Genomic DNA, 25134 nt, shown 5'->3' with positions numbered 1-25134 from the left:
CGGCGAGTTGCCGGAAGTTTCTGCCGTGGCGTATCGCCGACAGGCCGGCCGGACGCCCCCGCCGGCCGCTCGTACCAAGATCAGAATTGGTGGGGCACAGGGTAACCCGCTTCCCGCGGCACCGCCCGTCGGGCCGTCCAACGCCGACCGCGTCCCGTCCATCATGTGGACGGGACGCGGGTTCGGCGCGACTGACGACTCAGTCCACGCGGGCCGGCGAGCTGGTGGGCCAGACGAATTCGGCGACGGACCCGCCGGTGACCGAGACCGCGCCGGCGGACGTACTCTCGTCCCACCAGACGGTATAAACACCCGCCTCCAGATCCGGGTAGACGGCACTGTGGAACACCCCGTCCCGGACGTGCCGCTCGCGTACGGCAGAGTGGGTCCGCGGGCCGTCGAGGCCCACGCGGCTGATTTCGATCTCCCGGCCGCGCAGGTCCCGCCCGGTGTGGATGATCAGGGCGCCCCGGTCGCCGCCCAGGTCGAGCACGACGCTGCCGACCTCCGACGGGCCGAGATCGTGGTGGTGTGACATCAGCCGCTCCCGTCAGGACTTCTTCGCCTGCGGGTTGCCGAATCCGTCGTACGGCGTCCCGAGGAACGGGAAGTCGGCCAGGAACGGCGCGGTGACGTCGGCCGCGCTCAGGCCCGGCGTCACCGCCGCCGCGGCGGCGTCCGGCCGGAACGTCTTGTCGACCAGCGGCACGGTCAGCCCGGCGATGGCGCGCAGCGCGATCGTCACGACGTCGTCGGCGGGTCGGCGGCCGTTGGGGAAGCCGGCCAGGTCGCCGCCGAGCACCCCGAACCGGTCCGGCCTGCGGCTGGGTCGGATCGCCGTGTTCAGCCGCAGCATGTCCGCCTGCACGTCGCCTGTGGTGTTGGCGAAGCCGTCGATCAGTCCGGCCGGGACGCCGGTCAGCAGGATCGCCACCAGGTCGGCGCGCGGCTTCTCGGACTTGTTCAGCGCCTCCAGGTTGGGGAACACACCCGGGTAGAGGGCGGGCAGCAGCGCGGCCAGCTCGGGCCGCTCGACGAATCCGGCGAACCGCTTGTCCTCCGACGGCGGCAGCGTGTTCCACACGTCCTTCCTGGACATCGGCACGATGACCTCGTTGAACAACGGGTTACCGAGCCGCGACACCTGTGTGAAGGGGCCGGCGGCGGTGTCGGCGGCGACCCGGTCACCCAGCACCCGCACCTGCTGCCGGGAGGCGCTGGTCCAGACCCCGATCGTCGAGGCGCGGTCGGCGGAGCCGTAACGGGCCGCCTTGCGGCGCACCCGGCCCAGCGGCACCTGAACGGCGAGACTGTGCACGTTGAGCCGGTCCAGCGCGTTCACCGGCTCGCCCTCGGTCCGGAACAGCTTCTTGCCGGCGACGTGCAACTGCTGGAACGGCCGCAGCGTACCCAGGTCGAACACCGCGCCCAGGTCGACGAAGAAGCCGTCGGCGCGCTGGCCGGCGAAGACCTTCTCGCCGGTGGACAGCTTGAACGTCGCCTGCCGGACCAGGTTCTGGTAGTTCGGCGTGGACAGCGGTCCGACGTTGCACGGCGGGCAGGGCAGCTTGTGCGCCAGCACACGCGCCCGGCCGTCCGCGATCCGGGTCAGCCGGTAGAACTGCCGCCGGTTCCAGTTCCTGCTCTCCAGCGACTCGATCGGCCCGGTGTTGTAGAGAAAACTGTTCTGGTTCGTGATCTCGGTAATGAATTCGAAACGATAGGTGACGTCCGGATAACCGTCCCCGTCGTTGTCGATGTGAATCTCGTACCGGACGTCGTCGCCGAACTCGAAGAAGTTCGGGCCGCCGGAGGGAAGCTGCAGCGGCACGTAGTTGGCGATCAACGTGACCGTGTCCGGCTGGCTCGGCGTGACGAACGCGTACAGGTCGGAACTGTCGGCGACCGGATCCTTGGCGATCTCCGGGGCCTCGCGGTGAGAGGACATGGCGGACGCACCTTCGTCGGGGAACGGAAAGCGGAACCGGCGCCGGGAGCCCGCGCCGGCGGAGGGTGGGATCAGCGCCGGCCGGCGGCGCGCACCAGACGGTCGGCCAGGCCGCGATCGCGTACCTCGACCCGGTCGGTGCCGACGAAGACGTCCATGACGCCGGCTGCGGCGTCACGGAGATGGACCACTATCGGCTCGTCGCCCCGGCTCGCCGTAGGGGCGTTCTGCGCGGCGGACAGGCCCGGCACGGTGAGGGCGGCGGCGCCCAGTGTCGCGCTCGCCGCGGCGGTGAGCGTCTGCCTGCGGGTCAACCGCTTCCAGGTCCGCCGCTTCGGCGCGTCGGTGGTGTCGTCAGTGCTCATCGGCAGCCTCTCCGGACCGGCGCCGCAGCGCCGCAGCGGGCCGGGCACCCGGACACCGCCGGGCCCCGGTTCGGGGTCACCGGCGGCGGTCCTCGCCGAAACCGCCGCCGGCATCCACAGGTACGGCGGGCGGCGGGGAAAGGTTCGACCTCAGGCGCGGGCGTGACCGTACGCGGTCGTCCGCTTGCGGAACGGCCGGCCGGCGGCGGTGGCGACGGCCCGCAACTGCTCCTCGGTACGCGCCGAACCGTTGCCCGAGCCGGCCATCCGGGAGATCGTCTCCTCCATCAGCGTGCCGCCCAGGTCGTTGCAGCCGCCGCGCAGCATCTCCACCGTGCCCGCGTCGCCGAGCTTCACCCAGGAGCACTGGATGTTGTCGATCCGGCCGTGCAGCAGCAGCCGGGCCATCGCGTGCACCGCCCGGTTCTCCCGCCAGGTCGGACCCGGGCGGGCGAGGCCGGCCAGGTAGATCGGCGCGTTGGTGTGCACGAACGGCAGCGCCACGAACTCGGTGAACCCGCCGGTACGGTCCTGCACCCCGGCCAGCACCCGGAAATGGGCCAGCCACTGGGTCGGGTGGTCCACGTGGCCGTACATCATCGTGGAGCTGGACCGGATGCCCAGCTCGTGCGCCGTGCTCACCACGTCGACCCAGGCGGAGGCCGGCAGTTTGCCCTTGGTGAGCACCCAGCGCACGTCGTCGTCGAGGATCTCGGCGGCGGTCCCCGGGATGGTGTCCAGCCCGGCCTCGCGGAGCTGGAGCAGCCACTCCCGCACCGGCACCCCGGCCTTCGCGGCGGCGGTGGCGATCTCCATCGGGGAGAACGCGTGCACGTGCATGTCCGGCACCCGCGCCTTGATCGCCCGCACGATGTCGGCGTAGCCGGTCACCGGCATCTTCGGGTCGATGCCGCCCTGCAGGCAGACTTCGGTCGCGCCGGCCGTCCACGCCTCCTCGGCCCGGTCGGCGACCTGTTCCAGGGAGAGCCGGAACGCGTCGGCGTCGCTCTCCCGCTGGGCGAACGCGCAGAACCGGCAGCCCACGTAGCAGACGTTCGTGAAATTGATGTTGCGGTTGACCACGTAGGTCACGTCGTCGCCGACCGCGTCCCGGCGCGCGTCGTCGGCCAGCCGGCACAGCTCGTCGAGTGCCGGGCCGTCCGCGCCGAACAGCGCCAGCGCCTTGGCCTCGTGCGCCGGCGTCAGCAGCGCGGCCGGGTCGTCCGCTGCGAGCCGCAGGCCCGCGCGCAGGTCGGCGTCCGCGCCACCACCCACTGGTACGCCCGCGCGTGCCTCCGGCGCCACCTTGCCGGCCACCTCGGCCCAGTCGCCGTACACGCTGTCGAAGTCGCCCCGCCGGTCGTCGGTCCGGCCGGAGACGTCGATGGTGACGTGCAGGTCGGTGCGGCCACCGTAGCCCGACTCCGGCTCCTGCCAGGGCCGTCCCACCGGGCGGGCGGCCTCGACCGCGAGCCCGGTGGCCGGGTCGGCGAGCGCGCTGACGTGCGGCAGCACGCGCGGGTCCAGCCACGGCTCGCCCGCCCGGACGTACTCCGGGTAGACGGTCAGCCGCTCCCGCAGCGTGAACCCGGCACCCGCGGTGCGCGCCGCCAGCTCGTCCAGGTGCGGCCAGGGCCGCTCGGGGTTGACGTGGTCCGGCGTGACCGGGGAGACGCCGCCCCAGTCGTCGATGCCCGCGCGCAGCAGCAGGTCGTACTCGCCCGCGATGAGGTTCGGCGGCGCCTGGATCCGGGCCTTCGGGCCGAGCAGCACCCGGGCCACCGCCACCGTGGCGGCCAGGTCGTGCAGCTCCGCGTCGGGCATGCCGCGCATCGCGGTGTCCGGCTTGGCGCGGAAGTTCTGCACGATCACCTCCTGGAGGTGGCCGTACTCCCGCATCGCCCGGCGGATCGCGAAGATCGCGTCGACCCGCTCGGCCCGGTTCTCGCCGATGCCGATCAGGATGCCGGTGGTGAACGGCACCCCGACCCGGCCGGCGTCGTCGAGCACCCGCAGGCGTACCGCCGGTTCCTTGTCCGGCGAACCGTGATGCGGGCCGCCCGGTTCGGACCAGAGCCGGGTGGCGGTGGTCTCCAGCATCATGCCCATGCTGGGCGCGACCGGCTTGAGCCGCTGCAACTCCGACCAGGTGAGCACGCCCGGGTTGAGGTGGGGCAGCAGGCCGGTCTCCTCCAGCACCGCCACCGCGCAGGCGCGCAGGTAGTCCAGCGTCGAGTCGTACCCCCGCTCGTCCAGCCACCGGCGGGCCGCCGGCCACCGCTCCTCGGGCCGGTCGCCGAGCGTGAACAGCGCCTCCTTGCAGCCCTGCGCGGCGCCCTCGCGGGCGATCGCCAGCACCTCTTCGCGTTCCAGGTAGGCGGCGGGCAGCCGGTGCGGCACGGTGGCGAACGTGCAGTAGTGGCAGCGGTCCCGGCAGAGCCGGGTCAGCGGGATGAAGACCTTCTTCGAGTACGTCACCACGCCCGGCCGCCCGGCGTCGCGCAGCCCCGCGTCGCGGATGTCGGAAGCGATCCGGAGCAGTTCGTCGAGCATCGGCCCGCGAGCGGCGATCAGCGCGCCCGCCTCGCCGGCGTCGAGCGCCCGGCCGGTGGCGGCCCGCCCGAGTGCCCGCCGGATGCTCGCCTCGGTCGGTTCGGGGTCGCTGCGATCAACCATCCGCCCAGCCTAAGCGCTGCCGGACGGCCGGATGCCCGCCCCCGGGCCCGGTCCGGGCAGCGGGACGGGCCGGGTGAGCCGCCGCACGGCGGCGGACGACAGTGGCGGACCGAGGTCGCGGCGGGCGACCACGTCCGTCGCCCGCCGCGCGGAACTCATCGGGGCCGGTTCGGGTCCTCGCGGTCGAACCGCTGGGTCCGCTCGTCGTCGGCGGCCGGTGACGGCGCTCCCGGCTCGGCGGACTGGCGCGGGATCGCCTGCGTCGGGTCCGCCGACGGCGGCTGGCCGAACGGCGGCGCGGGCTGCGGCGAGCCGTACTGCGGCGCCTGCTGCGGCCCGGGGAACGGCGGGCCGGACTGCGGCGCCGACTGCGGGGCGCCAGACGGCGGGCCGGACTGCGGCGGGCCGGACTGCGGGGCGTGCGGCGGGGCCGTGTTGAACGGCGGCGCCGACTGGGGCTGGCCGTACGGGCCGGGCTGCTGCGGCCAGCCGGGCGACGGCGAGCCGGCCTGCGGGTAGCCCTGGCCGGGCTGCTGCGGGTAGCCGCCCGGACCGGGGTAGCCCTGGCCCGGCTGCTGCGGCCAGCCGGGCTGGGCCTGGCCGTACACACCCGGCTGCGGCTTGGGCTTCGGCACGTAGTAGAGCGTGCGCCAGATCTTGAACACCACGAACGCGGCGACCCCGAAGATCGCCAGCCACGCCACGCGGGTGAGCAGACCGAGGAAGGCGTCCAGCACCTCGCCGTCGGCGAGCCGGCCGACCAGCCAGATCAGGAACGTCAGCGCGCCGAACACGGCCGACACCGCGTACTCGACGAGCGCCACCTGCGTGATCAGCTTGGCCTTGGGCACGACCGGGAGGATCACGGTGGCGATCAGGACGGCGAGCACCGGCAGGACGGTCGCCTCCAAGCCGATGAAGGCGAAGTACGTGCTCCCGGCCCGGCTGGTGACCGTGCTGTAGTCGACCGGCACCAGCAGGCGCAGCAGGCCGACGAAGAGAAGCACGGCGTTGGCGCCGAGAAGGACGAGCGCTGCGAGTTCGCGCAACGGCTTGATCAACTGGCTGGCCTGCGCGGCGTCGCCGGACGCGGGCTCGGCGGGGCTGCTCACGGACTCCCCCAGGGGACGAAAACGGACAGTTGCCGAAGTGAGCGTAGTCTCTCCGGCCACCGGACGATCGACGGCGGCGCGTGCGGAAGGATGGACGCCATGCGCATCGTGGTACTGACCGGCGGCATCGGGGGTGCCCGCTTCCTGCTCGGCGTGCGGGCGTACGCCCGCCAGGTGGGCGCCGACGTGACCGCAGTGGTGAACGTCGGCGACGATCTGCTGCTGCACGGGCTGAAGGTCTGCCCCGATTTGGACAGCGTGCTCTACACGCTCGGCGGCGGCGCCGACCCGGAACGGGGCTGGGGCCGGGCGGGCGAGACGTGGACGGTGAAGGACGAACTGGCCGCGTACGGCGCGGAGCCGAGCTGGTTCGGCCTGGGCGACAAGGACGTCGCCACCCACCTGGTACGCACCCAGATGCTCAACGCCGGTTACCCGCTGTCCCAGGTCACCGAGGCGCTGGCGGCCCGCTGGCAGCCGGGCGTACGGCTGCTGCCCGCCACCGACGACCGCCTGGAGACCCATGCCGTCGTCATCGACGAGCAGGGCCGCCGGGCGATCCACTTCCAGGAGTGGTGGGTACGGTATCGGGCCGGCGTACCGACCGACCGGTTCGTCTTCGTCGGCGCCGACACGGCGAAGCCCGCGCCCGGCGTGGTCGAGGCCGTCGCCGCCGCGGACGTGGTGCTGATCGCGCCGAGCAACCCGGTGGTGAGCATCGCCCCGGTGCTGGCGGTGCCCGGGCTGCGCGAAGCGGTGGCCGGCGGACCGGCCCCGGTCGTCGGCGTGTCGCCGATCATCGGCGGCGCGCCGGTACGCGGCATGGCGGACCGCTGCCTCGCAGTGCTCGGGGTGGAGTGCAGCGCGGCGGGCGTGGGCGGCCTCTACGGCGCCCGGTCGGCGGGCGGGCTGCTCGACGGGTGGCTCGTCGCGCCGGAGGACGAGGGCACGGTGGTGCCGGACGTGACCGTCCGCGCGGCGCCGCTGCGGATGACCGACGAGGCGACGACCGTCGCGATGGTGCGCGCCGCGCTGGAGTTGATGTGAGGCTGGAGATCCTGCCGGTGCCCGGCATCGGTGACGTGACCGAGGGCGACGACCTGGCGGCGCTGATCACCGGCGCGGCGCCCTGGCTGCGCGACCACGACGTGCTCGTGGTCACCAGCAAGATCGTGTCCAAGGCGGAGGGCCGGCTGGTCGACGTGCCGGCCGACGGCCCGGAACGGCTCGCCGAGCGGGACCGGATCCTGGCCGGGGAGACCGCCCGGGTGGTGGCGGCCCGGGGCGCGACCCGGATCGTGCAGACCCACCACGGGTTCGTGATGGCCTCTGCCGGCATCGACGCCTCGAACGTGGACAAGACCCGGCTGGTGCTGCTGCCGGTCGACCCGGACGCGTCCGCCCGGGCCCTGCGGGTCGCGTTGCGCGACCGGCACGGCCTCGACGTCGCCGTCGTCGTCAGCGACACGATGGGACGCCCGTGGCGCAACGGGCTCACCGACGTGGCACTCGGGGTGGCCGGCATGCCGGCGATCCGCGACCACCGGGGCGAGGTCGACCCGTACGGCAACGAGCTGTTCGTCACCCAGATGGCGGTGGTCGACGAACTGGCCGCCGCCGGTGAGCTGATCAAGGGCAAGTGCGATCAGGTGCCGGTCGCGGTGGTCAGGGGGTACCTCGCCGCGACCCGGGACGACGACGAAGGCGCCCGCGCGCTCGTCCGCGACGCCTCGATGGACCTGTTCTCCCTCGGTACGGCCGAGGCGCGCGCCGCCGGCCTGCGGGCGGCGGCGACGCTGCCGGACCGGACCGGACCCGAGCCCGCCGACCCGGCCGCGGTGCGGCGGGCGATCGACGCGGTCGCCGACGCGGTCGCCGCGGGCACGGTGTTCACCCACGTCACCGACGACGAGGTGCGCGCCGGGCTCGCCGACACGGTGCCCGGCTGGCCCGCCTCGGCCACCGGTCTGCTGCTCGGCGCGGCGCCAGCTCCGGTCGACCCGGCGGACCTGGTCCGGTTCGGCGCGGACCTGCAACGCCTGCGCGCCGCGCTGGCCGCCGAGGGGATCGACTCGACGTTGCTCCCGCCCCCGTCCGGCAGCACCGCGAGCGCCACACTGGCGCTCTGACTCCGACGGGCCGGGTCAGGCGTCGAGGACGGCCCGGCCCAGCGGCGTGAGCGTGTGCAGGACGGTGTTTCGGTCACGCTGGCTGACCAGCAGCCCCGCATTGCGCAGCACAGTGGTGTGCTGGCTGGCCGCGGCGGCGGAGATGCGCAGCCGGCGTGCCATCTCGCCGGTGGTGCAGCCCTCGTCGGCGGCCTGGAGCACCCGGGAGCGGGTACGGCCGATCAGGGCGGCGAGCGCCTCGCCCTGCGGCGACGCGGCGGGGCCGGACGCGGGCGTCAGGCCGGCGAGCCGGTCGACCGGGTAGACCAGCACCGGTGGCAGCGTCGGGTCGACCAGCGCCACCGGGGTACGCGAGCAGAAGAACGACGGCACGAGCAGCAGTCCCCGGCCGTCCAGGTGCAGTTCCCGGGTGTCCGGGTAGTCGAGCACCTCCAGCACCCCGGAGACCCAGCGCATGTTCGGCCGCAGGCTGGCCAGCAGCCCTTCGGCGCCGCCGTCGAGCATGGCACGGGCCCGCCGGGCCCGGTCCGCCTCGACCGCCGCCTGCACCCGGGACCAGTACGGCTTGACCGCGAGCGACTGGTATCGCGCCATGGCGTCGGTAAGGTGGTGCAGCGTCTCCGGTTCGCCACGGGCGAGCGCGGTGGCCGAGGACGGGAGCGGGGTCTCCCCGGCGAGCAGCGTCAGGTCCCGGCGCAGCATGTCCACAGAGGTGCCCCGGACCGCGTCCAGCCCCGCCTCGAAGCCCTCCCGGCTGGCGAACGGGGTGAGGAAGTCGGGGAAGTAGCCGCGTGGCGGGTTGAGCGCGAACAGCAGACGGTACTGCTCGGCGTCGGTGTCGGTCCGCAGTCCGTGCGCCACGGCGCGCCGCCACGTGGTCATCATCGGGTCCCGGCTGCGCCCCTGGAGCAGGTGCAGGCTGAGGACCAGCTCCCAGAGCGGGTCCGCGGCCGGCGCGACCCGGGTCCGCAGGACGTCCTCGTCCGAGAAAATGATCTTCAACATGGATCGCTCCCGTGCGGACGGCGGGGGTGCCCGCCACACTTCGCACTGTACCCGCCGGTACTAACCTCCATCTTTAAGCGTCAGGTGAAAGACCTCGACGCTGGGCGGGCCGGTTCGGCAAACTCTCTGTTGCCTGCCGACGCCGGGACGCAACGTCGACCCGGCCGACGGGCGTGGCCGGGTGGCACCACGAGGGTCTGCGGCATCAGCCGCAGGGGTGCCGCCCGGCCCTCGCTCATCCGATCCAGAGCGCCACCCGATGGTGATGGTCCTCGTCGGTGACGTATTGACATCCTCTCCGCCCTGAAGGACGGAGATTCCGCGGCGCGCGCCGTGCGCCCGCAGCAGCGCGGCCGACCGCACCGGCAGGAGGTCGCTCGCCTCGTTACCGGCCACCAAGAACTCGACGAGTCGCAGGGCCGCCGCGCCAGGGTACGGAGGCCGCGCTCGTAGAGTGTCCGGGTGCCCGATCCCAATCCGTACACCGAGTTGCACGCCGACGCCGTCGCGACGCTGAGCCGCTGGACGGCGACCAGCCCCGCCGCCGGTGCCGCCCGGGACCGGACCCTGGCGCTGCTGGCCGACGGACCGGTCGCGATGAGCCGGACGCACCGGGCCGGACACGTCACGGCGAGCGCACTGGTGCTCGACCCGGACGGCCGGGTGCTGCTCTGCCTGCACGGCAAGATCCGCAGGTGGATGCAGCTCGGCGGGCACTGCGAACCAGCCGACCGGACGCTCGTGGCCGCCGCGCTGCGCGAGGCCACCGAGGAGTCCGGCATCACCGGCCTGACCGTCGAGCCGGAACCGATCGACGTGGACATCCACCAGGTCGCCTGCCAGGGCGGGTCGTTCCACTACGACGTCCGGTACGCCGCCCTGGCCCCGGCCGGGGCGGTCGAGCGGGTCAGCACGGAGTCCGAGGCGCTCGGCTGGTTCCCGCCGGACCGCCTGCCCGAGCCGCTCGCCCACGCCACCGCCCAGCTCGTGCCGCCGGCGCTCGCGGTGCTGGCCCGCCACGCCGGCGGCTGAGCGGCGGCGGATCAGACCAGGCCCTCCTCGCCGCGTTCCTTCAGCTCGTCCACGATCTTCTTCACGTCCTGCGCGCGGTCGCGCGGGCAGACCAGCAGCGCGTCCGGGGTGTCCACGACGATCAGGTCGTGCACCCCGACGGCGGCCACGAGCCGGCCCGAGTGCGGCACCACCACCGTGCCGGTGGTGTCGTGCAGCAGCACGCCCGGCTTCGCGTCCCCGCCCAGCACCACGTTGCCGGCGCCGTCGGCGGGCAGCACCTCGCCGAGCGTGTGGAAGTCACCCACGTCGTTCCAGCCGAAGTCGCCGGGCACCGTACCCACCCGGCCGGCCGTCGCCGCGCCCTCCATCACCGCGTAGTCGACCGAGATCCGGGGCAGCGTCGGCCAGACCCGGCCGAGCACGTCGTCCTGCTCCGGGGTGCCCCAGGCCGCCGCGATGGCGGTGATCCCGGCGTGCAGCTCCGGCTGCTGGCGGGCCAGCTCGGCCAGGAAGACGTCCACCCGCCAGACGAACATGCTGGCGTTCCAGAGGTGCCGGCCGGAGCGGACGTACACCTCGGCCACCTCGGCGGCCGGCTTCTCCTTGAACTCGCGTACCGGGCGCAGCGGGCCGTCCCCGGCCGGCTCGCCGGTCTCCAGGTAGCCGTAGCCGGTCTCCGGACGCGTCGGGGTGATGCCCACCGTCATCAGCAGCCCCTGCTCCGCGCCACGGACGGCCTGCCGCACGACCTCGGCCAGCCGGGCCGGGTCGCCGATCAGGTGGTCGGCGGCGAACGAGCCCATCACCGCGTCCGGGGTCCGGGTGGCGATCACCGCAGCGGCCAGCGCGATCGCCGCGCAGGAGTCGCGCGGCGACGGCTCGACCAGGATGTTCTCCTCCGGCAGGCCGGCCAGTTGCCGAGCCACCGCCGCGGCGTGCGCGGCCCCGGTGACCACGAGCGTGTGCTCCGGCGTGGTCAACGGCGACAACCGGTCGACGGTGGCCTGCAACAGCGAGGCGGGGGTGCCGGTCAGCGGGTGGAGGAACTTGGGATGGCCGGCACGGGACAACGGCCACAACCTCGTGCCGCTGCCGCCCGCCGGGATGACGGCGTAGAACATCAACACATCATGCCCGAAGCGGGCGAGCCGTCACGGTCGGTCGCCCGGGACCGGCAGCCGGCGCTCAGGACCGGGCCCGTCGCCACGCCGCGATGTGGACCTCCGCGCTGGACTCCCAGGTGAACTCCTTGGCCCGGTCGAAGCCGGCCTTCGCGAGTGAGACCCGACGCTGCTCGTCGTCAAGCAGGGCGCCGAGGTCGGTGGCGATCTGGTCCGGGTCCTCGCTGGTGTAGGCCACCGCGTCGCCGCCCACCTCGGGCAGGGACAGGCGCGGCGTGGTGAGCACCGGAGCGGCGCACGCCATCGCCTCCAGGATCGGCAGGCCGAAGCCCTCACCGTAGGAGGGGTAGGCCGCCACCAGCGCGCCGCCGAGGAAACCGGGCAGGTCGGCGTAGCGCAGGTAGCCCGGGCGCAGCAGCCGCAGGTGCGACGGGACCTCGGCCACCGCGCGGTCGATGTCGTCGTCGTGGCCCTGGCCGCCGGCCACCACCAGCGCGGGCGGGTTCGGCCGGTCGGCCACCGCCCGGGCCCAGCCGCGGATCAGGTTGGGTACGTTCTTGCGCGGCTCCTTGGCCCCGAGGAACGCGATGTAGCTGCTGTCGCCCAGCCCCAGGCGAGCCCGGACGCGTGCCTTCTCCTCGTCGCCCGGCGCGTGGAACGCGTCCTGGTCGACGCCGTGGTAGGCGACGTCGATCCGGGTCGGGTCGGCGTCCAGCAGCCGGATCAGCTCGTCGCGGGTCGCCTTGCTCGGCACGATGACCCGGCCGGCCCGCCGCAGCGACGTCTTGATCGCGCTGCGGAAGAACGTCCGGCGCGACTTGTCGTAGTGCTCCGGCTCGGTGAAGAACGTCGCGTCGTGCACGGTGACCGTCACCGGGCATCCGGCCCGCAGCGGGCAGGTGTAGAACGGCGAGTGCAGCACCTCGGCGCCGACCTGCTGGGCCAGCAGCGGCAGGCCGGTCTGCTCCCAGGCCAGCCGCGCCGGCCGGTGCGCCACCGCCGCCGGGGCGGGGATCACCTCGGCGCCCGGCAGCATCCGGCGGTAGCGCTCCAGGTCGGTGCGGAGACTCACCACGGCCAGGTCGACGCCGGTGCCGCAGACCCGGCCCAGCGCGCCGAGCAGTCCGTCGACGTATCTACCGACGCCACCACGGTCGACGGGGACACTCGTGGCGTCGATGAGAACGCGGGGCGGGCGACCGGCGGTCACGGGGCGACTCCTCAGATGGCGCGGTTGTGGGGAAGAACACTGTCGGCAAGCGTACGCCGGGCCGGGCGCAAGCCGCTGACCGCGACCCGACGGTACGCCGACTTGTCGTTGTCATCGAGTACGCAAGCGCGGCGCGTATCGTTCGCGTCGATGGCCGACAACATTGCCCGGGTGTTCGCCGACGCGATCGCGACCGACCCCACCCGACCACTGCTGACCTGGTACGACGACGCCACCGGCGAGCGCACCGAACTCTCCGGGGCGACGCTCGCGAACTGGGTGGCGAAGACCGCGAACCTGCTCACCGACGAGGTGGGCGCCGCGCCCGGCGACGCGGCCGGGGTGCTGCTGCCGCCGCACTGGCAGACCGCAGCCGTGCTGCTCGGCTGCTGGTCGGCGAAGCTGACAGTGACCGGCGCACCGGGCCCGGTGGAGGTGCTGTTCGTGGCCGCCGACCGGGTGGACGAGGCGGCCGCCTGGCCGGCCGGCGAGCGGTACGCGCTGGCCCTCGACCCGTTCGCGCTGCCGATGCGGCAGGCACCTCCGGGCTGCACCGATTTCGTCGCCGCGGTACGCGGACACGGGGACCACTTCACGCCGTACCCCGCAGCCGGCGAGGGGGACGCGGCGCTGCTGGCCCGCGCGCAGGCCCGCGCCGCGGAACTGGGCCTCACCTCCGGCGACCGGCTCCTGGTCGACGTGACCCGGCACCCCGACCCGGTCGACTGGCTGCTCACCCCGCTCACGGCAGGCGCCAGCGTGGTGGCCTGCGCCCACCCCGACCCGGCCCGCCTTGAAGCGCGCTCCACAGCCGAGAAGACCACGCACAGCCTGGCCTGAGCCCGCCACCTCTCCCGTCGATCTTGCACTTCCGGTCCTCGGCGCGGGGGCATTCACCCTTCTCGTCGGGACGTCGGGGCGTCGGGGCGAAGGTGCAAGGTCAGCGCGGGGAGACAGGGCTGTCGGTGGTGGCGCGGCGCTGGGCCAGGGCGGCGAACGCCGTCAGGGACTCCGGGTTGGCCAGAGCGCCCTTGGCCGCCGCGCTGTCGACCGGGGTGCCCGTCAGGATCTTCTTGACCGGGACCTCCAGCTTCTTCGCGCTCAGCGTGCGAGGCACGGCCCGGACCTGGTGGATCTCGTCCGGCACGTGCCGCGGCGACAGCGCGGTACGCAGCTCCCGGCAGATCTTGCGCCGCATCTCGTCGTCGAGCTCCAGGCCCTCGGCGAGCACCACGAACAGCAGCAACTCGCCCGCGCCGCCCTCGTCGTCCTCCAGGTGCACGACCACCGAGTCGACCACCTCGTCCAACCCCTCCACCACGGAGTAGAACTCGGCGGTGCCGAGGCGCACCCCGCCCCGGTTGAGCGTGGCGTCGGACCGGCCCGTGATCACGCAACCGCCGCGCTCGTTCACGGTGATCCAGTCCCCGTGGCGCCACACGCCGGGGTAGACCTCGAAGTACGCCTCCCGGTAGCGGGCGCCGTCCGGGTCGTTCCAGAACCCGACCGGCATGCTCGGCATCGGCTCGGTGATCACCAACTCGCCGAGCTGCCCGATCACCGCGCCGCCGTCGGCCGACCGGGCCTCCACCTTCGCGCCGAGCGCCCGGCAGGCGATCTCCCCGGCGTACACCGGCAGCAGCGGCACGCCGCCGACGAAGCCGGTGCACACGTCAGTGCCGCCGGACAGCGACTGGAGCTGGAGGCGGTCGCCGACGTTCTCGTACACCCAGGTGAACCCCTCGGCCGGCAGCGGCGCGCCGGTCGAGCCGAGGCCGCGCACCGCGGACAGGTCGGCGATCTCGCGCGGCACCAGCCCGGCCTTGCGGCAGGCCAGCAGGAACGGCGCCGACGTGCCGAAGTACGTGGTGCCGGTGTCGGCGGCCAGCCGCCACAGCGCACCCAGGTCGGGGTGGCCCGGGTTGCCGTCGAACAGCACGATCGCCGCGCCCACCGCCGGACCGGAGACCAGGAAGTTCCACATCATCCAGCCGGTCGTGGTGAACCACAGGAACCGGTCGGACGGACCCAGGTCGTGGTGCAGCGCCAGCATCTTGAGGTGTTCCAGCAGGATGCCGCCGTGACCGTGCACGATCGGCTTGGGCAGGCCGGTGGTGCCGGAGGAGTAGAGCACGTAGAGCGGGTGGTCGAACGCCACCGGGGTGAACGTCAACGGCTCGTCCGTCGGCGCCGCCAGCTCCGCCCACGGCAGTGCGCCGTCGGGAGCCGGGCCGTCCGGATCGAGGTACGCGACGGCGACGGTGTGCCGCAGCGACGACAGCGCGGCCCGGATCGCGGCCACCTCGGCGCGCCTGTCGACCGGCTTGTCGCCGTACCGGTAGCCGTCGACGGCGACCAGCACCGTGGGCTCGATCTGCTGCCAGCGGTCGGTGACGCTGCGGGTGCCGAACTCGGGCGCGCAGGACGAGAAGATCGCGCCGACGCTGGCGGTGGCGAGCAGCAGGACGTACGTCTCGGGGATGTTCGGCGCGTACGCGGCCACCCGGTCGCCCGGCCCGACGCCGAGGCGGCGCAGCCCGGCGGCCACCCGGCGGACCCGCTCACGCAGCTCGGCCGCGGTGAGCGTCTCCGGCGCGCGGGTCTGCCCGTGCGCGATCACCGCCGGGTCGTCGTCGCCCAGCCCCGGCATGCGCAGCACGTTCTCGGCGTAGTTGAGCGTCGCGCCGGGGAACCAGCGGGTGCCCGGCATGGCCCGGCCGGTGAGGGTGGCGCTCGGCGGGGTGTGCGCGACGACGTCGAACCAGTCCCAGATCGAGCGCCAGAACCCGTCCAGGTCGGTCACCGACCACTGCCACAGCGCGTCGTAGTCGGCGAACTCCAGCCCGCGGTGCTCGGCCAGCCAGCGCAGGTAGTCACCGATCCGGGACCGCTCCCGCACGTCCGCCGGCGGCGTCCACAGCACGTCAGCCACTGTTCCACCCTCCCTGGGCCCGCCACGACGGTGTGCCGGGGCCGTGGCGCCATCTTGCCCTACCTCGTGCCGCCATTGTCCGCGCCGGGCGCGCCGTACGGGGCGTGCCCCGCCCACACCCCACACCCCCACCCCATGTGGCCCAGCTGTAAGGAAGGGCCCCCTATTAACGCCTCGTGCATGTGAAGGGCCCCTTGTTAACACCTCACCCTCCGGCGGGCGGTCCGCCGTCCGCGGAGGCGGGCGCGCGTCGGCGGGGGGGTTAACAAGGGGCCCCTCCTCTACCGCAGGCGTTAAGAGGGGGCCCTTCCTTGCACCCTCAGCCGGCGCGGTGGGCCTGGATCGCGCGGCGCCGGGCGAGCCGGTGCGCGCGCCGGATCTCGGCCTCCCGGAAGCGGCGCTCGTCCTCCGGCGTCTCGGGCAGCACCGGCCGGACCGGACGGGGCGAGCCACCCACGTCGACGCCCACGAAAACCAGGTACGCGGTGGCGACCCGCACCGGCTCCTCCTCGGCCGAGTCCCAGCGCTCGCCGACCACCCTCACCCCGACCTCCATCGAGGTCTGGCCGGTCCAGTTGACCTGCGCGTGCGCGTGCACGAGATCACCCACCCGGACCGGCTCGGAGAAGACGATCTCGTCGATGGAGGCGGTGACCGCGGTGCCGCCGCTGTGCCGTGCCGCCGCCGCACCCGCGACGTCGTCCACGAACTTCATGAGTACCCCACCGTGCACGGTCCCGTACAGATTGACATCGACCGCGGTCATGATGCGACTGAGCGTGACGCGGGAGTACGACGTGGGTTTACCCGACGGGACCGCGGGATGATCTGTCATGCCGGAAACGGTACGGTGCGCGGATGCGACATCTCTGGAGCTTCCTCGCCGGGTTGGCGGTGGCGCCGGTCACCTGGGTGCTCGTCACCCTCGGTCAGGACGGATCTGAGCGGACCGTCGACCGCTGGGTGGAGATCGGGACGTACAGCACACCGAACCTGATCGAGCCGGCCGTCTATCTGGGCGTCGCCGGCATCCTGCTCGGCCTGCTCGGCACGTTGCGCTTCTCGCCGTTCGGCCCGCTGGTGGCCGGCCTGCTGCTCGCGGTTCCGTACCTCGGGCTGTTCGTCGCGCCGTTCAGCGTGCGGGACCGGTTGCCGGACGACCTGAGGCTGCTCGGTGACCCGCTGCCGCTGCGCGACCCGCTGGACGACGGCACGCTGTTCCTCGTCGGCGTGCTGCTGCTGATGGCCGTGTTCAGCACGAGCCGCTGGCGGCGTCCCGCCACGCCCCCGACGGCCGGGGCGGAGCTGACCCCGGCCGTCACACCGGCGGAGCACAAGCCGGCGCTCACCGACTGGCCCCCGGCGCCGGCGAAGGACCCGGACACGCCGCCGCTCACGCTGGCGTACCCCGAGACCCCCACCGAGCCCCTGCCCCGTCGCGCCGGCAGCGAGTCGCCGTGGTCCGCGCCGCCGCGCGGAGCGGGCCGGCCGGAGGGCACCGAGAGCCCTTGAACGAATGCGGGCGGGCCGGTACGCGACCGGCCCGCCCGCCCGAACGTCCTGCGGTCAGCCCTTGAGCAGCTGACGGGCCATGACGATGCGCTGGACCTGGTTGGTGCCCTCGTAGATCTGGGTGATCTTGGCGTCCCGCATCATCCGCTCGACCGGGTAGTCGCGGGTGTAGCCGTAGCCGCCGAGCAGCTGGACCGCGTCCGTGGTGATCTCCATGGCGGCGTCCGACGCGAAGCACTTCGCGGCCGCGCCGAAGTAGGTCAGGTCCGCGTCGCCGCGCTCGGACTTGCCGGCCGCGGCGTACGTGAGCTGCCGCGCCGCCTCCAGCTTCATGCCCATGTCGGCGAGCATGAACTGGATGCCCTGGAAGTCGGCGACCGGCTTGCCGAACTGCTTGCGCTCCTGCACGTAGCCCTTGGCGTAGTCCAGCGCGCCCTGGGCGATGCCGACGGCCTGGGCGGCGATGGTGACCCGGGTGTGGTCCAGCGTCTTCATCGCGGTGGCGAAGCCGGTGCCCTCGGCGCCGATCATGCGGTCGGCCGGAATCCGCACGTTGTCGAAGTAGACCTCGCGGGTGGGCGAGCCCTTGATGCCGAGCTTCTTCTCGGGCGCGCCGAAGCTGACGCCCGGGTCGGACTTCTCCACCACGAAGGCGGAGATGCCCTTCGAGCGGGCTGTGGGATCGGTCACGGCGAACACGGTGTAGTACTCCGACACGCCCGCGTTGGTGATCCACCGCTTCACGCCGTTGAGCACCCAGTGGTCTCCGTCACGTACCGCCTTGGTGGTCATCGAGGCGGCGTCGCTGCCCGCCTCCGGCTCGGAGAGGCAGTAGGAGAACATGCCCTCCCCGGCCGCGACCGGCGTGAGGTACCTGCGCTTCAGCTCCTCGGAACCGGCCAGCAGCAGCGGCATGGTGCCCAGCTTGTTGACCGCCGGGATCAGCGAGGACGACGCGCAGGCCCGGGCCACCTCCTCGATCACGATGGCCGTGGCCAGCGCATCCGCGCCGGCGCCGCCGTACTCGACCGGGATGTGCGGGGCGTGGAAGTCGGCCGCGCGCAGGGCCTCGTGGGACGCCTTGGGGAACTCACCTGCCTCATCCGCCTCGGCCGCGTGCGGAGCCACCTTGGCCGCACAGACCTCACGGACCGCCTCCCGGATCGCCTCGTGCTCCTCCGGCAACCGGTAGACGTCGAACGACTGCTCTGCGGCCATGTCGGCCCTCCCCTTTCACCGCTATCATGCGCAGTCTGTGCCGCCCGGGGGCCGACGACTGCCGCAGACTGAAGGATAGCCACCGGGCCCGGCCGAACCTTACCGGCGGGTAGGCTCGCGCCCGAGCCTCGCCCGTCCCAGCCCATTACCCTCACAGCAGACATCCCCTCGGTGCCCGGCCTCGGCGCCCCAGCAGAATGCGACGCGTGGAAGCGCCGCCAGTGCGAGCGGAGAAGACAGGCGTGACCATCCCGTACCCGAACACCCAGCCGATGCCCGCCATCGCCGCGGTGACCCCGCCGTCCGGCGCCGCCCGCCCGCGGGTGACGTTCCTCGGCACCGGCTATCTCGGTGCGACCTACGCCATCTGCTACGCGGAGCTGGGCTACGAGGTGCTCGGCTTCGACGTCGACGCGGACAAGATCGCCAAGCTGAACGCCGGCGAGGTGCCGATCCACGAGCCCGGTCTCGACGAGCTGCTGCGGCGCAACCTGGCCGCCGGCCGCCTGCGGTTCAGCACCGACATCCAGGAGACCGCCGACTTCGGCGACGTCCACTTCATCTGCGTCGGTACCCCGCAGCGGGCCGACGGGATGGGCGCCGACCTGTCGTACGTCGAGGCGTCGGTGACCGGCCTCGCCCAGCACCTGACCCGCAAGGCGCTGATCGTCGGCAAGTCCACCGTGCCGGTGGGCACCGCCGAGTGGGTGGAGCAGCTCGTCGGCAAGCACACCCCGGCCGACCTCGGCGTCGAGGTGGCCTGGAGCCCCGAGTTCCTCCAGGAGGGCTTCGCCGTCGACGACGTGCTGCGTCCGAACCGGATCGTGGTCGGCGTCAAGAGCGAGTGGGCCAACGGCATGCTCTTCGCCGCCCACAAGGGCGTCTTCGATCTCGCCGCCACCGAGGACCGCGAGGTGCCGTTGGTGGTCACCGACTTCGCCACCGCCGAGCTGGTCAAGGTCGCCGCGAACGCGTTCCTCGCCACCAAGATCTCCTTCATCAACGCGATGGCCGAGGTCTGCGAGGCGGCCGGCGGCGACGTCACCCAGCTCGCCCGCTCGATCGGCTACGACCCCCGCATCGGCAACCGCTTCCTGCAGGCCGGGCTCGGCTTCGGCGGCGCCTGCCTGCCCAAGGACATCCGCGCCTTCCAGGCCCGCGCGCAGGAGCTGGGCGCCGGTGAGGCGCTGCGCTTCCTGCACGAGGTCGACCTGATCAACCAGCGCCGTCGCAGCCGCGTCGTGCAGCTCGCCGCCGAACTGCTCGGCCGCCGTTCCGGCCCGGCCGGGCCGGACCTGTCCGGCACCCGGGTCGCGGTGCTGGGCGCCACGTTCAAACCCAACACCGACGACGTACGCGACGCGCCGGCGCTCGCGGTCGCCTCGCTGCTCGGCAAGGCCGGCGCCGACGTGCACGTGTTCGACCCCCAGGGGATCGAGAACGCGCGCCGGGCGGTGCCCGAGCTGACGTACGAGGAGACGATGAACGACGCCGTCCGCGGGGCCGACCTGGTGTGCGTACTCACCGAGTGGGCCGAGTTCCGCAACGCCGACCCGGTGGCGCTGGGCGAGCTGGCGAACGGCCGTAAGGTGGTCGACGGGCGCAACTGCCTCGACTCGACACTGTGGACGCAGGCCGGCTGGGAGTACCGCGGTATGGGCCGCCCCTGACCCGCTGACCGTGCGGACCGGCCGCCGGGGGAACGTCTCCCCGGCGGCCGGTCCGTTTTTGTTCTCCGGAACGCGGTGGCAAGTGTCGAAATCCCGGCCCACTCAAGGCATGCTGCCTCTGGGAGGTCCACAGTGCGGGGGCACGGGCGGACGGGAGACTGTCGTGGAGAGCTTCAGGTGCGCCTCGTGCGGGCAGGACATCAAGCCCGCCGTCGTCTGCCCGCACTGCGGCGCGCACCAGACCCAGTGGGCCGAGCACCTGGCCGGCATCGAGCGCTCGATCGCCGAGATGAAGGCCCGCGACGCCGAGATCGCCCGGGAACAGCGGCAGATCGCCGCCAAGATGCAGGCCGCCCTCTTCCAGCGGGACATCCTGGCGCACGCCGGTGAGGAACGGATCCGGCAGGCCACCCGGCCGCGCCGGGTCCTGCGCCGCCGGCCCGGCCGCCGCCCGCCCACCGCCGCCACCGGCGCGCCGCCCCGGGTGCCCCGCCAGGGCACCGCGCCGCCCGGCCCTCCGGAGGACCTGCCCCCGTCGCCGCCGCGCGGTCGCCCGCGCTGGCTCGACGCGGACGATCCGGAGCACCCGCCCGAGGCGTCCTCGCGCGAGGTGCAGAACATCCCGCTCGGGCTGGGCGCGCTCCTGCTCGGCGTGGCCGCCGTGGTCTTCGCCGCGGTCGCCACCAGTTCGATGGACGCGCTGGCCCGCCTGGGCGTGCTGCTGGTGGCGACGGCGCTGATGCTGCTCGCCCCGCCGGTGCTGGCCCGGCGCGGGCTCACCTCCACCGCCGAGACCATCGCCGCGGTCGGGTTGCTGCTGGTGCCGCTGGCCGGGTACGCGCTGTGGGCCGTCGACCGGATCGGCGGCGACGGATCGGGGGCCGCGTTCGCCGGGACGATCTTCCTGGTCACCACGCTCGTCGCCCTCGGGTACGCGTACGGGACGGGTCTGCGCGCGCCACGTTTCGCCACCGTGCTGGCCGCCCAGCCGGTGCTGCCCCTGCTGGCGTACGAGCGGATCACCGGGCTGGCCGGCTGGGCGCTGGTGCTGACCGTGGTGGCGGTGCTCGATCTGGCGCTCGCGCGTTCGGCTGTGGTACGCGAGCGGCCCGTGCGGCGTGACCTGTCCGCCACCGGGCCGGTGCCGCCCGCCCCGCCCCGGCAGCGCGCCGACGACGACCGCCCGGAGTCGGCGCCGGAGGAGTCCGCCGAGGTGCTGGGGGGCGAGACACCGCCGGGTCCGGCCGCGACCGCCAGCGTCCGCCCGGTGCCCTGGCTGCCCGAGCTGACCTGGCTGCTGTACGGCGTGGCGGTCGTCGTCGCGCTGGCGTACGCGGTCGCCGGTCTGCTGCGCGCCGCCACCGTGCCGCCGGCCGCCGCCGCGGGCACGGTACTGCTGCTCGCCGCCCTGGTCGCGCTGGCCGGGACGCTCGTGCTGCGCCGGCCGCCGCTTCCGGACATCGGCGCCGGCCTCCTCACGCTCGCGGTCATCGGCGCGCTCGGCCGGGTCGCCTCGGTGGCCCTGCCCGGCCGGTCCCTGCTGCTCGTCTCCGCCGTCATCGCGCTGACCGGGCTCGCCGTCCGGGCCGTACCGGAGACGGCCCGGCGTGGTCCGCAGATCGCCTCCGCGGTGGCGCTCACGGTCAGCGGCCTGGTGGTGGCCGGTGGCGCGCTGCGCGCCGGGCTGGCCCCGGTCCGGGCCGCGTTGCCCGCCTGGTCGGCGGATCTGGCCGGATGGCACGCCGAGCTGGCCCGGGCGGTCGGCCCGACCGGCTGGCAGCTCGCGGCCAGCGCGTTGCTGCTCACCGTCGCCGCCGTGATCGCGCTGCCGCCCGAGATCCGGCGCGAGTTCGCGGTGGTCGGCGCGGCGCTCACCGCGCTCGCGGTACCCGCCTCGCTCGGTCTGGGCTGGGCGGCGGCCTGCTGGCCGATGCTGCTCACCGCGGTAGCGGTCGGCGTGCTCGGACTGACCGCCCGTACCGAACGGGCCGCTGTGGCGCACGCGGTGACAGCGGCCGGGCTGGGCCTGATCGGCGCGGGCGCTTCGCTCGCCCGCCCGGCGCTCACCGCCGCCGCGCTCACCGTGCTGTTCCTGGCCGGGGCGCTGGTGTCCCTCGCCCCGCGGGTCCGGCTCGCCGCCGCCGCGACGGAGACGGTCTGCTCCTGGGCCGCTGGTGGCGCGGCGTTCGCCCTGCCCGGTGCCGTCGCCGCGTTCGTGGCGGCCACGGTGCCGACGCCGCCGGTCGCCACACCGGCGAACCTGCGCGAGATCACCGTGCCGATCCTCGCGGCGAGCTTCCTCGCCGTCTGCGTCACGCTCGGGTACGCCGCCCTGGTGCAGGTGGCGCAGCGGCACCTGAGCATGCCGCACGCGCTCGGCACGGTCCTCGGCACGGTGGCGGTCGCCGCCGCCGCGTTCGGCGCGCCCGGCGCGACCTCGGCCGACGCGTGGGTGGGCAGCCTTCTCCTGGTCGCGGCCGCGCTGCTGGCGCTCGCCCCGCGCATCGACGCCGGGCGTCGCGCCGACATGTCCCTCGACGGGTCCGACCTGGCGCTGGCCGCCACCACCGTGGCTCTCGTCGCCACGCTGGCCCGGATCGCCACGGTGCTCGCCCCCGGCGGCCAGCTCGTGGTGGCCTCCGCGCTGGTGCTGCTGGTCGCGGTCGCCGCCCGGGCGCTGCCCGAGGAGTGGCGGCGCGGCCCGATCCTCGGCATCGCCGCCGGTGGCACGCTGATCGGCCTGATCGCGGCCTGGAGCGCGTTGCGCGGCGGGCTCGGCGTGCTGGCCACCCCCGGCCCGATCTGGGCCGGTGACCTGACCGGCTGGCCGGCCGCGCCGACCGGCGGGTCGGCCTGGCAGGCTCCGGTCGCGCTGGCGCTGCTGGCGGTGACCGCGGCCATCCTGTTGCCGCCACCGTGGAAGTACGACGTGTCCGGCCTGGCCGCCGTGCTCGCCACCGTCGGCGCCCCCGCCGCGTTCGGCCTGCCCTGGTGGTCTCCGGTGCTGGTCGGCTGCATGGTGGCCACCGTCTACGGTATGGCCGCGGCGGCCGCTGTCGATCCGCGGGCGGCGTTGTCCCGGGCCACGGTAGCCGGGGTGGTGGCGCTGCACGCGGCCGGGGCCGGGCTGGTACGGCCGTGGACGACAGCGCTGGCGCTGGGCAGCATCGCGCTGATCGGCGCGACGGTGGCGGCCGTGGCGCGCACGCTCGCGCCGTCCCTCGTCGACGACGTCCGCGCCGAGGGCATGCCGCCGCATCTGGTGCAGGTGGGCGGCGCGGGCGCCGGAGCCGCACTGCTCGCGCTGCCCGGCGCGGTGGCCGCGCTGGCAGTCGAGTACGGCCGCCCGCCCCAGGTGGTGCTCACCGCCGCGCTCGCCGCCGCCAGCATCGGGCTGGCCGCGATCGCCGCGGTACGCCGGCAGGTGCCGCAGTACCTGCCGTACGCGAGCGTCGCGGTGGTCGGAGCGGCCACCGTCACCGCCGCGGCGGCGCTCGCTGTCGGCCTGCCGGCGGGCGTGTTCGCCGCCGCCGCCGCGCTGCTCGGTGTGCTCGCCGAGCTGGTGCGGGCCGCCACCGTCCCGCCCGCCGGTTCCGGCCGGCCGGTACGCCGCTGGACCGTGCTGCTCAACGGGGCGCTGCGGCGTGACCCGGACGATCCGGAGCTGCGCTGGCGGGTCAGTCCGGCCGCCGGTGCGCTCGCTGCCGCGGCGCTGCCCACCGCGCTGGCGCTGGCCACCCTGGCGCCCTCGCTCGTGGTGGCGCTGTTCGCCCCGTTCGCGGTGCTGAGCCGGGTATGGCAGGGGCCACCACCGGAGTTGCTGACTCCCCCGCCGGAGGCGGTCGATCCCACGAACGTGCTCACCGCGCTGCTGCTGACGGTGACCGCGGCGCTCGCCGCCACCGGCTTCAGCGGCGGCCGCCGGTCCCGGGCGGTGCCGGTGATCCTGCCCGGCGCGGCGATCACGCTGCTGATCGCTCCGGTGGCGCTGGGGCGGGGCTGGCCGGTGACCGCGCTGGCCGCGCTGGCGGTGTTCACCATCTCGATGCTCGGGCTGGCGTTGACCCCGCCGCCGGCGATCGCCGAGCCGGGCCGCTCGATCCGGGTGGCCCGGGTGCTGGTCTTCGCGCTGGGGCTGGCCGCCGGCGGCGCCGGGCTCGCCGGCAGCCTCGCCACGAGCGACCTGACGGTGTTGACGCTCGGCGGGGCGGTCGGTGTGGGCGCCGTCGCCGCACTGTTCGGCACCACCCAGCGGGCCCGCATCCTGGGCTGGTTGTTCGGCTCGGTGATGGCACAGCTGTTCGTGCTCACGATCGGCCTGAAGTCCGGTCTGGCGGCCGTCTGGTCCGCGTTCGGGGTGCTCGCGGTCGGCGCCGCGTTGCAGGTGTTCGCCGCCACGCTGCCCCGACTGCGCCGTCCCGAGGCGTACCGGGAGGCGGCCACCGTCGAGTGGAGCGGTTACGGGGCGGCGCTCATCGCGCTGGCGCTGGCGTACGACTCCCCCCGGCACATCGCCGCGCTGCTGGCCGCCTGGGGCGCGGTCCTCGGGGTGGCGGCCAGCCGTCCGGGACGCCGGCCGATGGAACGCAACCTGCTGTTCTGGGCGGTGGTGGTCTGTGAGATCAGCGCCTGGTGGATCCTGATGCGGGTGGCCGACGTGGCACTGCCGGAGGCGTACACGCTGCCGTTCGCCGCGCTCGCCCTGCTGGTCGGCGTCCTGCAACTGCGGCACCGGCCCGATCTGTCGAGCTGGGTGGCGTACGGGCCGGCGTTGGTCACCGCGTTCCTGCCCACGCTGGCGATCGTGATCGCGACCGAGTCCAGCATGCTGCGTCAGGTGCTGCTGCTGCTCGGTGCCGTCGCGGTGCTGATCTTCGGCTCGACCAGCCGGCAGCAGGCCCCGGTGATCGTCGGGGCGACGGTGACCGCGATCGCGGCCGTGCACGCGCTGTTCAGCCTCGGCCCGTGGCTGGTCCTGATCCCGGTCGGCATCGTGCTGCTGGTGCTCGGCGCGAGCAACGAACGCCGCCGTCGCGCCCAGGAGCGCCTCCAGACCGCACTTCGCGGTATGCGGTGAGCCGGTCGGCGGGACGGTGAGCACGCCGCCGTGCCGCCCGAATCGTCCGACGGTGCGCCCCGCTACGCGGTGATCGGCTCACGCGCGCACAGAGCGGCCACTCTCCGTGTCGGTAGGCCGCAGCGGAGATGGTGACCCACTCCGC

Annotated in this window: 18 protein-coding genes; 7 read left to right on the top strand and 11 right to left on the bottom strand. The window is 74.0% G+C overall.

All coding sequences use genetic code 11. From position 1 onward, the window contains the following. Positions 1–199 precede the first annotated feature (199 nt). The 5 genes from C569_RS0119980 to C569_RS0119955 all read right to left on the bottom strand — a co-directional run bounded on the left by C569_RS0119980 (position 200) and on the right by C569_RS0119955 (position 6101). Positions 200–538: a hypothetical protein gene (locus C569_RS0119980; protein WP_018787547.1), complete on the bottom strand. Its 339-nt coding sequence runs from the start codon at positions 536–538 to the stop codon at positions 200–202. A gap of 12 nt (positions 539–550) precedes the next feature. Next, positions 551–1948, bottom strand: coding sequence for a DUF4331 domain-containing protein (locus tag C569_RS0119975; protein ID WP_018787546.1), 1398 nt, complete (start codon positions 1946–1948; stop codon positions 551–553). A gap of 71 nt (positions 1949–2019) precedes the next feature. Beyond that, on the bottom strand, positions 2020–2313 hold the full coding sequence (locus C569_RS0119970; protein WP_026268407.1) for a hypothetical protein: 294 nt from the start codon (positions 2311–2313) through the stop codon (positions 2020–2022). 150 nt (positions 2314–2463) lie between these two features. Then, positions 2464–4989, bottom strand: a complete 2526-nt coding sequence (locus tag C569_RS0119965) for a bifunctional FO biosynthesis protein CofGH (RefSeq protein ID WP_018787544.1) — start codon at positions 4987–4989, stop codon at positions 2464–2466. Between the two features lie 155 nt (positions 4990–5144). Then, entirely contained in the window at positions 5145–6101 is a 957-nt protein-coding gene (locus C569_RS0119955) for a hypothetical protein (RefSeq protein ID WP_018787542.1), read from the bottom strand. A 99-nt stretch (positions 6102–6200) separates the two neighbouring features. On the opposite strand from C569_RS0119955, the gene cofD reads away from it, so the two are divergent. Both cofD and C569_RS0119945 read left to right on the top strand, forming a co-directional pair. Further along, positions 6201–7148, top strand: coding sequence for a 2-phospho-L-lactate transferase (gene cofD, locus C569_RS0119950; RefSeq protein ID WP_026268406.1), 948 nt, complete (start codon positions 6201–6203; stop codon positions 7146–7148). Continuing rightward, entirely contained in the window at positions 7145–8230 is a 1086-nt protein-coding gene (locus tag C569_RS0119945) for a coenzyme F420-0:L-glutamate ligase (RefSeq protein WP_018787540.1), read from the top strand. The genes cofD and C569_RS0119945 overlap by 4 nt, the downstream gene beginning before the upstream one ends. Before the next feature lie 15 nt (positions 8231–8245). Here C569_RS0119945 and C569_RS0119940 read toward each other — a convergent pair whose 3' ends face one another. Beyond that, the gene (locus C569_RS0119940) at positions 8246–9235 is read right to left on the bottom strand and encodes a helix-turn-helix transcriptional regulator (protein WP_018787539.1); all 990 of its coding nucleotides are present in this window, start codon (positions 9233–9235) and stop codon (positions 8246–8248) included. 462 nt (positions 9236–9697) lie between these two features. On the opposite strand from C569_RS0119940, the gene C569_RS0119935 reads away from it, so the two are divergent. Next, the gene (locus tag C569_RS0119935) at positions 9698–10267 is read left to right on the top strand and encodes an NUDIX hydrolase (RefSeq protein WP_018787538.1); all 570 of its coding nucleotides are present in this window, start codon (positions 9698–9700) and stop codon (positions 10265–10267) included. 11 nt (positions 10268–10278) lie between these two features. Here C569_RS0119935 and C569_RS0119930 read toward each other — a convergent pair whose 3' ends face one another. Together C569_RS0119930 and C569_RS0119925 are read right to left on the bottom strand one after the other, a co-directional pair. Then, entirely contained in the window at positions 10279–11370 is a 1092-nt protein-coding gene (locus tag C569_RS0119930) for a mannose-1-phosphate guanylyltransferase (protein WP_018787537.1), read from the bottom strand. A 64-nt stretch (positions 11371–11434) separates the two neighbouring features. Beyond that, the gene (locus C569_RS0119925) at positions 11435–12580 is read right to left on the bottom strand and encodes a glycosyltransferase family 1 protein (protein WP_018787536.1); all 1146 of its coding nucleotides are present in this window, start codon (positions 12578–12580) and stop codon (positions 11435–11437) included. A gap of 150 nt (positions 12581–12730) precedes the next feature. Here C569_RS0119925 and C569_RS0119920 point away from each other — a divergent pair, with 150 nt between their 5' ends. Continuing rightward, the gene (locus C569_RS0119920; RefSeq protein WP_018787535.1) at positions 12731–13420 is read left to right on the top strand and encodes a TIGR03089 family protein; all 690 of its coding nucleotides are present in this window, start codon (positions 12731–12733) and stop codon (positions 13418–13420) included. A gap of 100 nt (positions 13421–13520) precedes the next feature. On the opposite strand, the gene C569_RS0119915 is transcribed toward C569_RS0119920, so the two are convergent. Together C569_RS0119915 and C569_RS0119910 are read right to left on the bottom strand one after the other, a co-directional pair. Continuing rightward, the gene (locus tag C569_RS0119915; RefSeq protein ID WP_026268405.1) at positions 13521–15512 is read right to left on the bottom strand and encodes an acetoacetate--CoA ligase; all 1992 of its coding nucleotides are present in this window, start codon (positions 15510–15512) and stop codon (positions 13521–13523) included. A gap of 319 nt (positions 15513–15831) precedes the next feature. After that, complete coding sequence (locus C569_RS0119910) at positions 15832–16347, bottom strand: acyl-CoA thioesterase (RefSeq protein ID WP_026268404.1); 516 nt, start codon at positions 16345–16347, stop codon at positions 15832–15834. 23 nt (positions 16348–16370) lie between these two features. On the opposite strand from C569_RS0119910, the gene C569_RS0119905 reads away from it, so the two are divergent. Continuing rightward, positions 16371–17024, top strand: coding sequence for a hypothetical protein (locus tag C569_RS0119905; RefSeq protein WP_018787532.1), 654 nt, complete (start codon positions 16371–16373; stop codon positions 17022–17024). A 54-nt stretch (positions 17025–17078) separates the two neighbouring features. On the opposite strand, the gene C569_RS0119900 is transcribed toward C569_RS0119905, so the two are convergent. Further along, positions 17079–18242: an acyl-CoA dehydrogenase family protein gene (locus C569_RS0119900; RefSeq protein ID WP_018787531.1), complete on the bottom strand. Its 1164-nt coding sequence runs from the start codon at positions 18240–18242 to the stop codon at positions 17079–17081. 242 nt (positions 18243–18484) lie between these two features. Here C569_RS0119900 and C569_RS0119895 point away from each other — a divergent pair, with 242 nt between their 5' ends. After that, the gene (locus tag C569_RS0119895; protein ID WP_018787530.1) at positions 18485–19912 is read left to right on the top strand and encodes a UDP-glucose/GDP-mannose dehydrogenase family protein; all 1428 of its coding nucleotides are present in this window, start codon (positions 18485–18487) and stop codon (positions 19910–19912) included. 163 nt (positions 19913–20075) lie between these two features. Beyond that, complete coding sequence (locus tag C569_RS0119890) at positions 20076–24989, top strand: SCO7613 C-terminal domain-containing membrane protein (RefSeq protein WP_018787529.1); 4914 nt, start codon at positions 20076–20078, stop codon at positions 24987–24989. Positions 24990–25134 lie beyond the last annotated feature (145 nt).

Source organism: Micromonospora sp. CNB394, from assembly GCF_000374985.1.
In the GTDB taxonomy this organism is placed as follows: domain Bacteria; phylum Actinomycetota; class Actinomycetes; order Mycobacteriales; family Micromonosporaceae; genus Micromonospora; species Micromonospora marina.
Note: the sequence above shows the minus strand (reverse complement) of the source record. Positions and strands in the feature narration are given on the sequence as shown.

Coding starts and splice junctions, on each gene's coding strand:
- C569_RS0119900 (WP_018787531.1), bottom strand. CDS start 18,242: ATGGCCGCAGAGCAGTCGTTCGACGTCTACCGGTTGCCGGAGGAGCAC.
- C569_RS0119940 (WP_018787539.1), bottom strand. CDS start 9,235: ATGTTGAAGATCATTTTCTCGGACGAGGACGTCCTGCGGACCCGGGTC.
- C569_RS0119975 (WP_018787546.1), bottom strand. CDS start 1,948: ATGTCCTCTCACCGCGAGGCCCCGGAGATCGCCAAGGATCCGGTCGCC.
- C569_RS0119905 (WP_018787532.1), top strand. CDS start 16,371: ATGCGACATCTCTGGAGCTTCCTCGCCGGGTTGGCGGTGGCGCCGGTC.
- cofD (WP_026268406.1), top strand. CDS start 6,201: ATGCGCATCGTGGTACTGACCGGCGGCATCGGGGGTGCCCGCTTCCTG.
- C569_RS0119965 (WP_018787544.1), bottom strand. CDS start 4,989: ATGGTTGATCGCAGCGACCCCGAACCGACCGAGGCGAGCATCCGGCGG.
- C569_RS0119930 (WP_018787537.1), bottom strand. CDS start 11,370: ATGTTCTACGCCGTCATCCCGGCGGGCGGCAGCGGCACGAGGTTGTGG.
- C569_RS0119910 (WP_026268404.1), bottom strand. CDS start 16,347: ATGACAGATCATCCCGCGGTCCCGTCGGGTAAACCCACGTCGTACTCC.
- C569_RS0119980 (WP_018787547.1), bottom strand. CDS start 538: ATGTCACACCACCACGATCTCGGCCCGTCGGAGGTCGGCAGCGTCGTG.
- C569_RS0119920 (WP_018787535.1), top strand. CDS start 12,731: ATGGCCGACAACATTGCCCGGGTGTTCGCCGACGCGATCGCGACCGAC.
- C569_RS0119970 (WP_026268407.1), bottom strand. CDS start 2,313: ATGAGCACTGACGACACCACCGACGCGCCGAAGCGGCGGACCTGGAAG.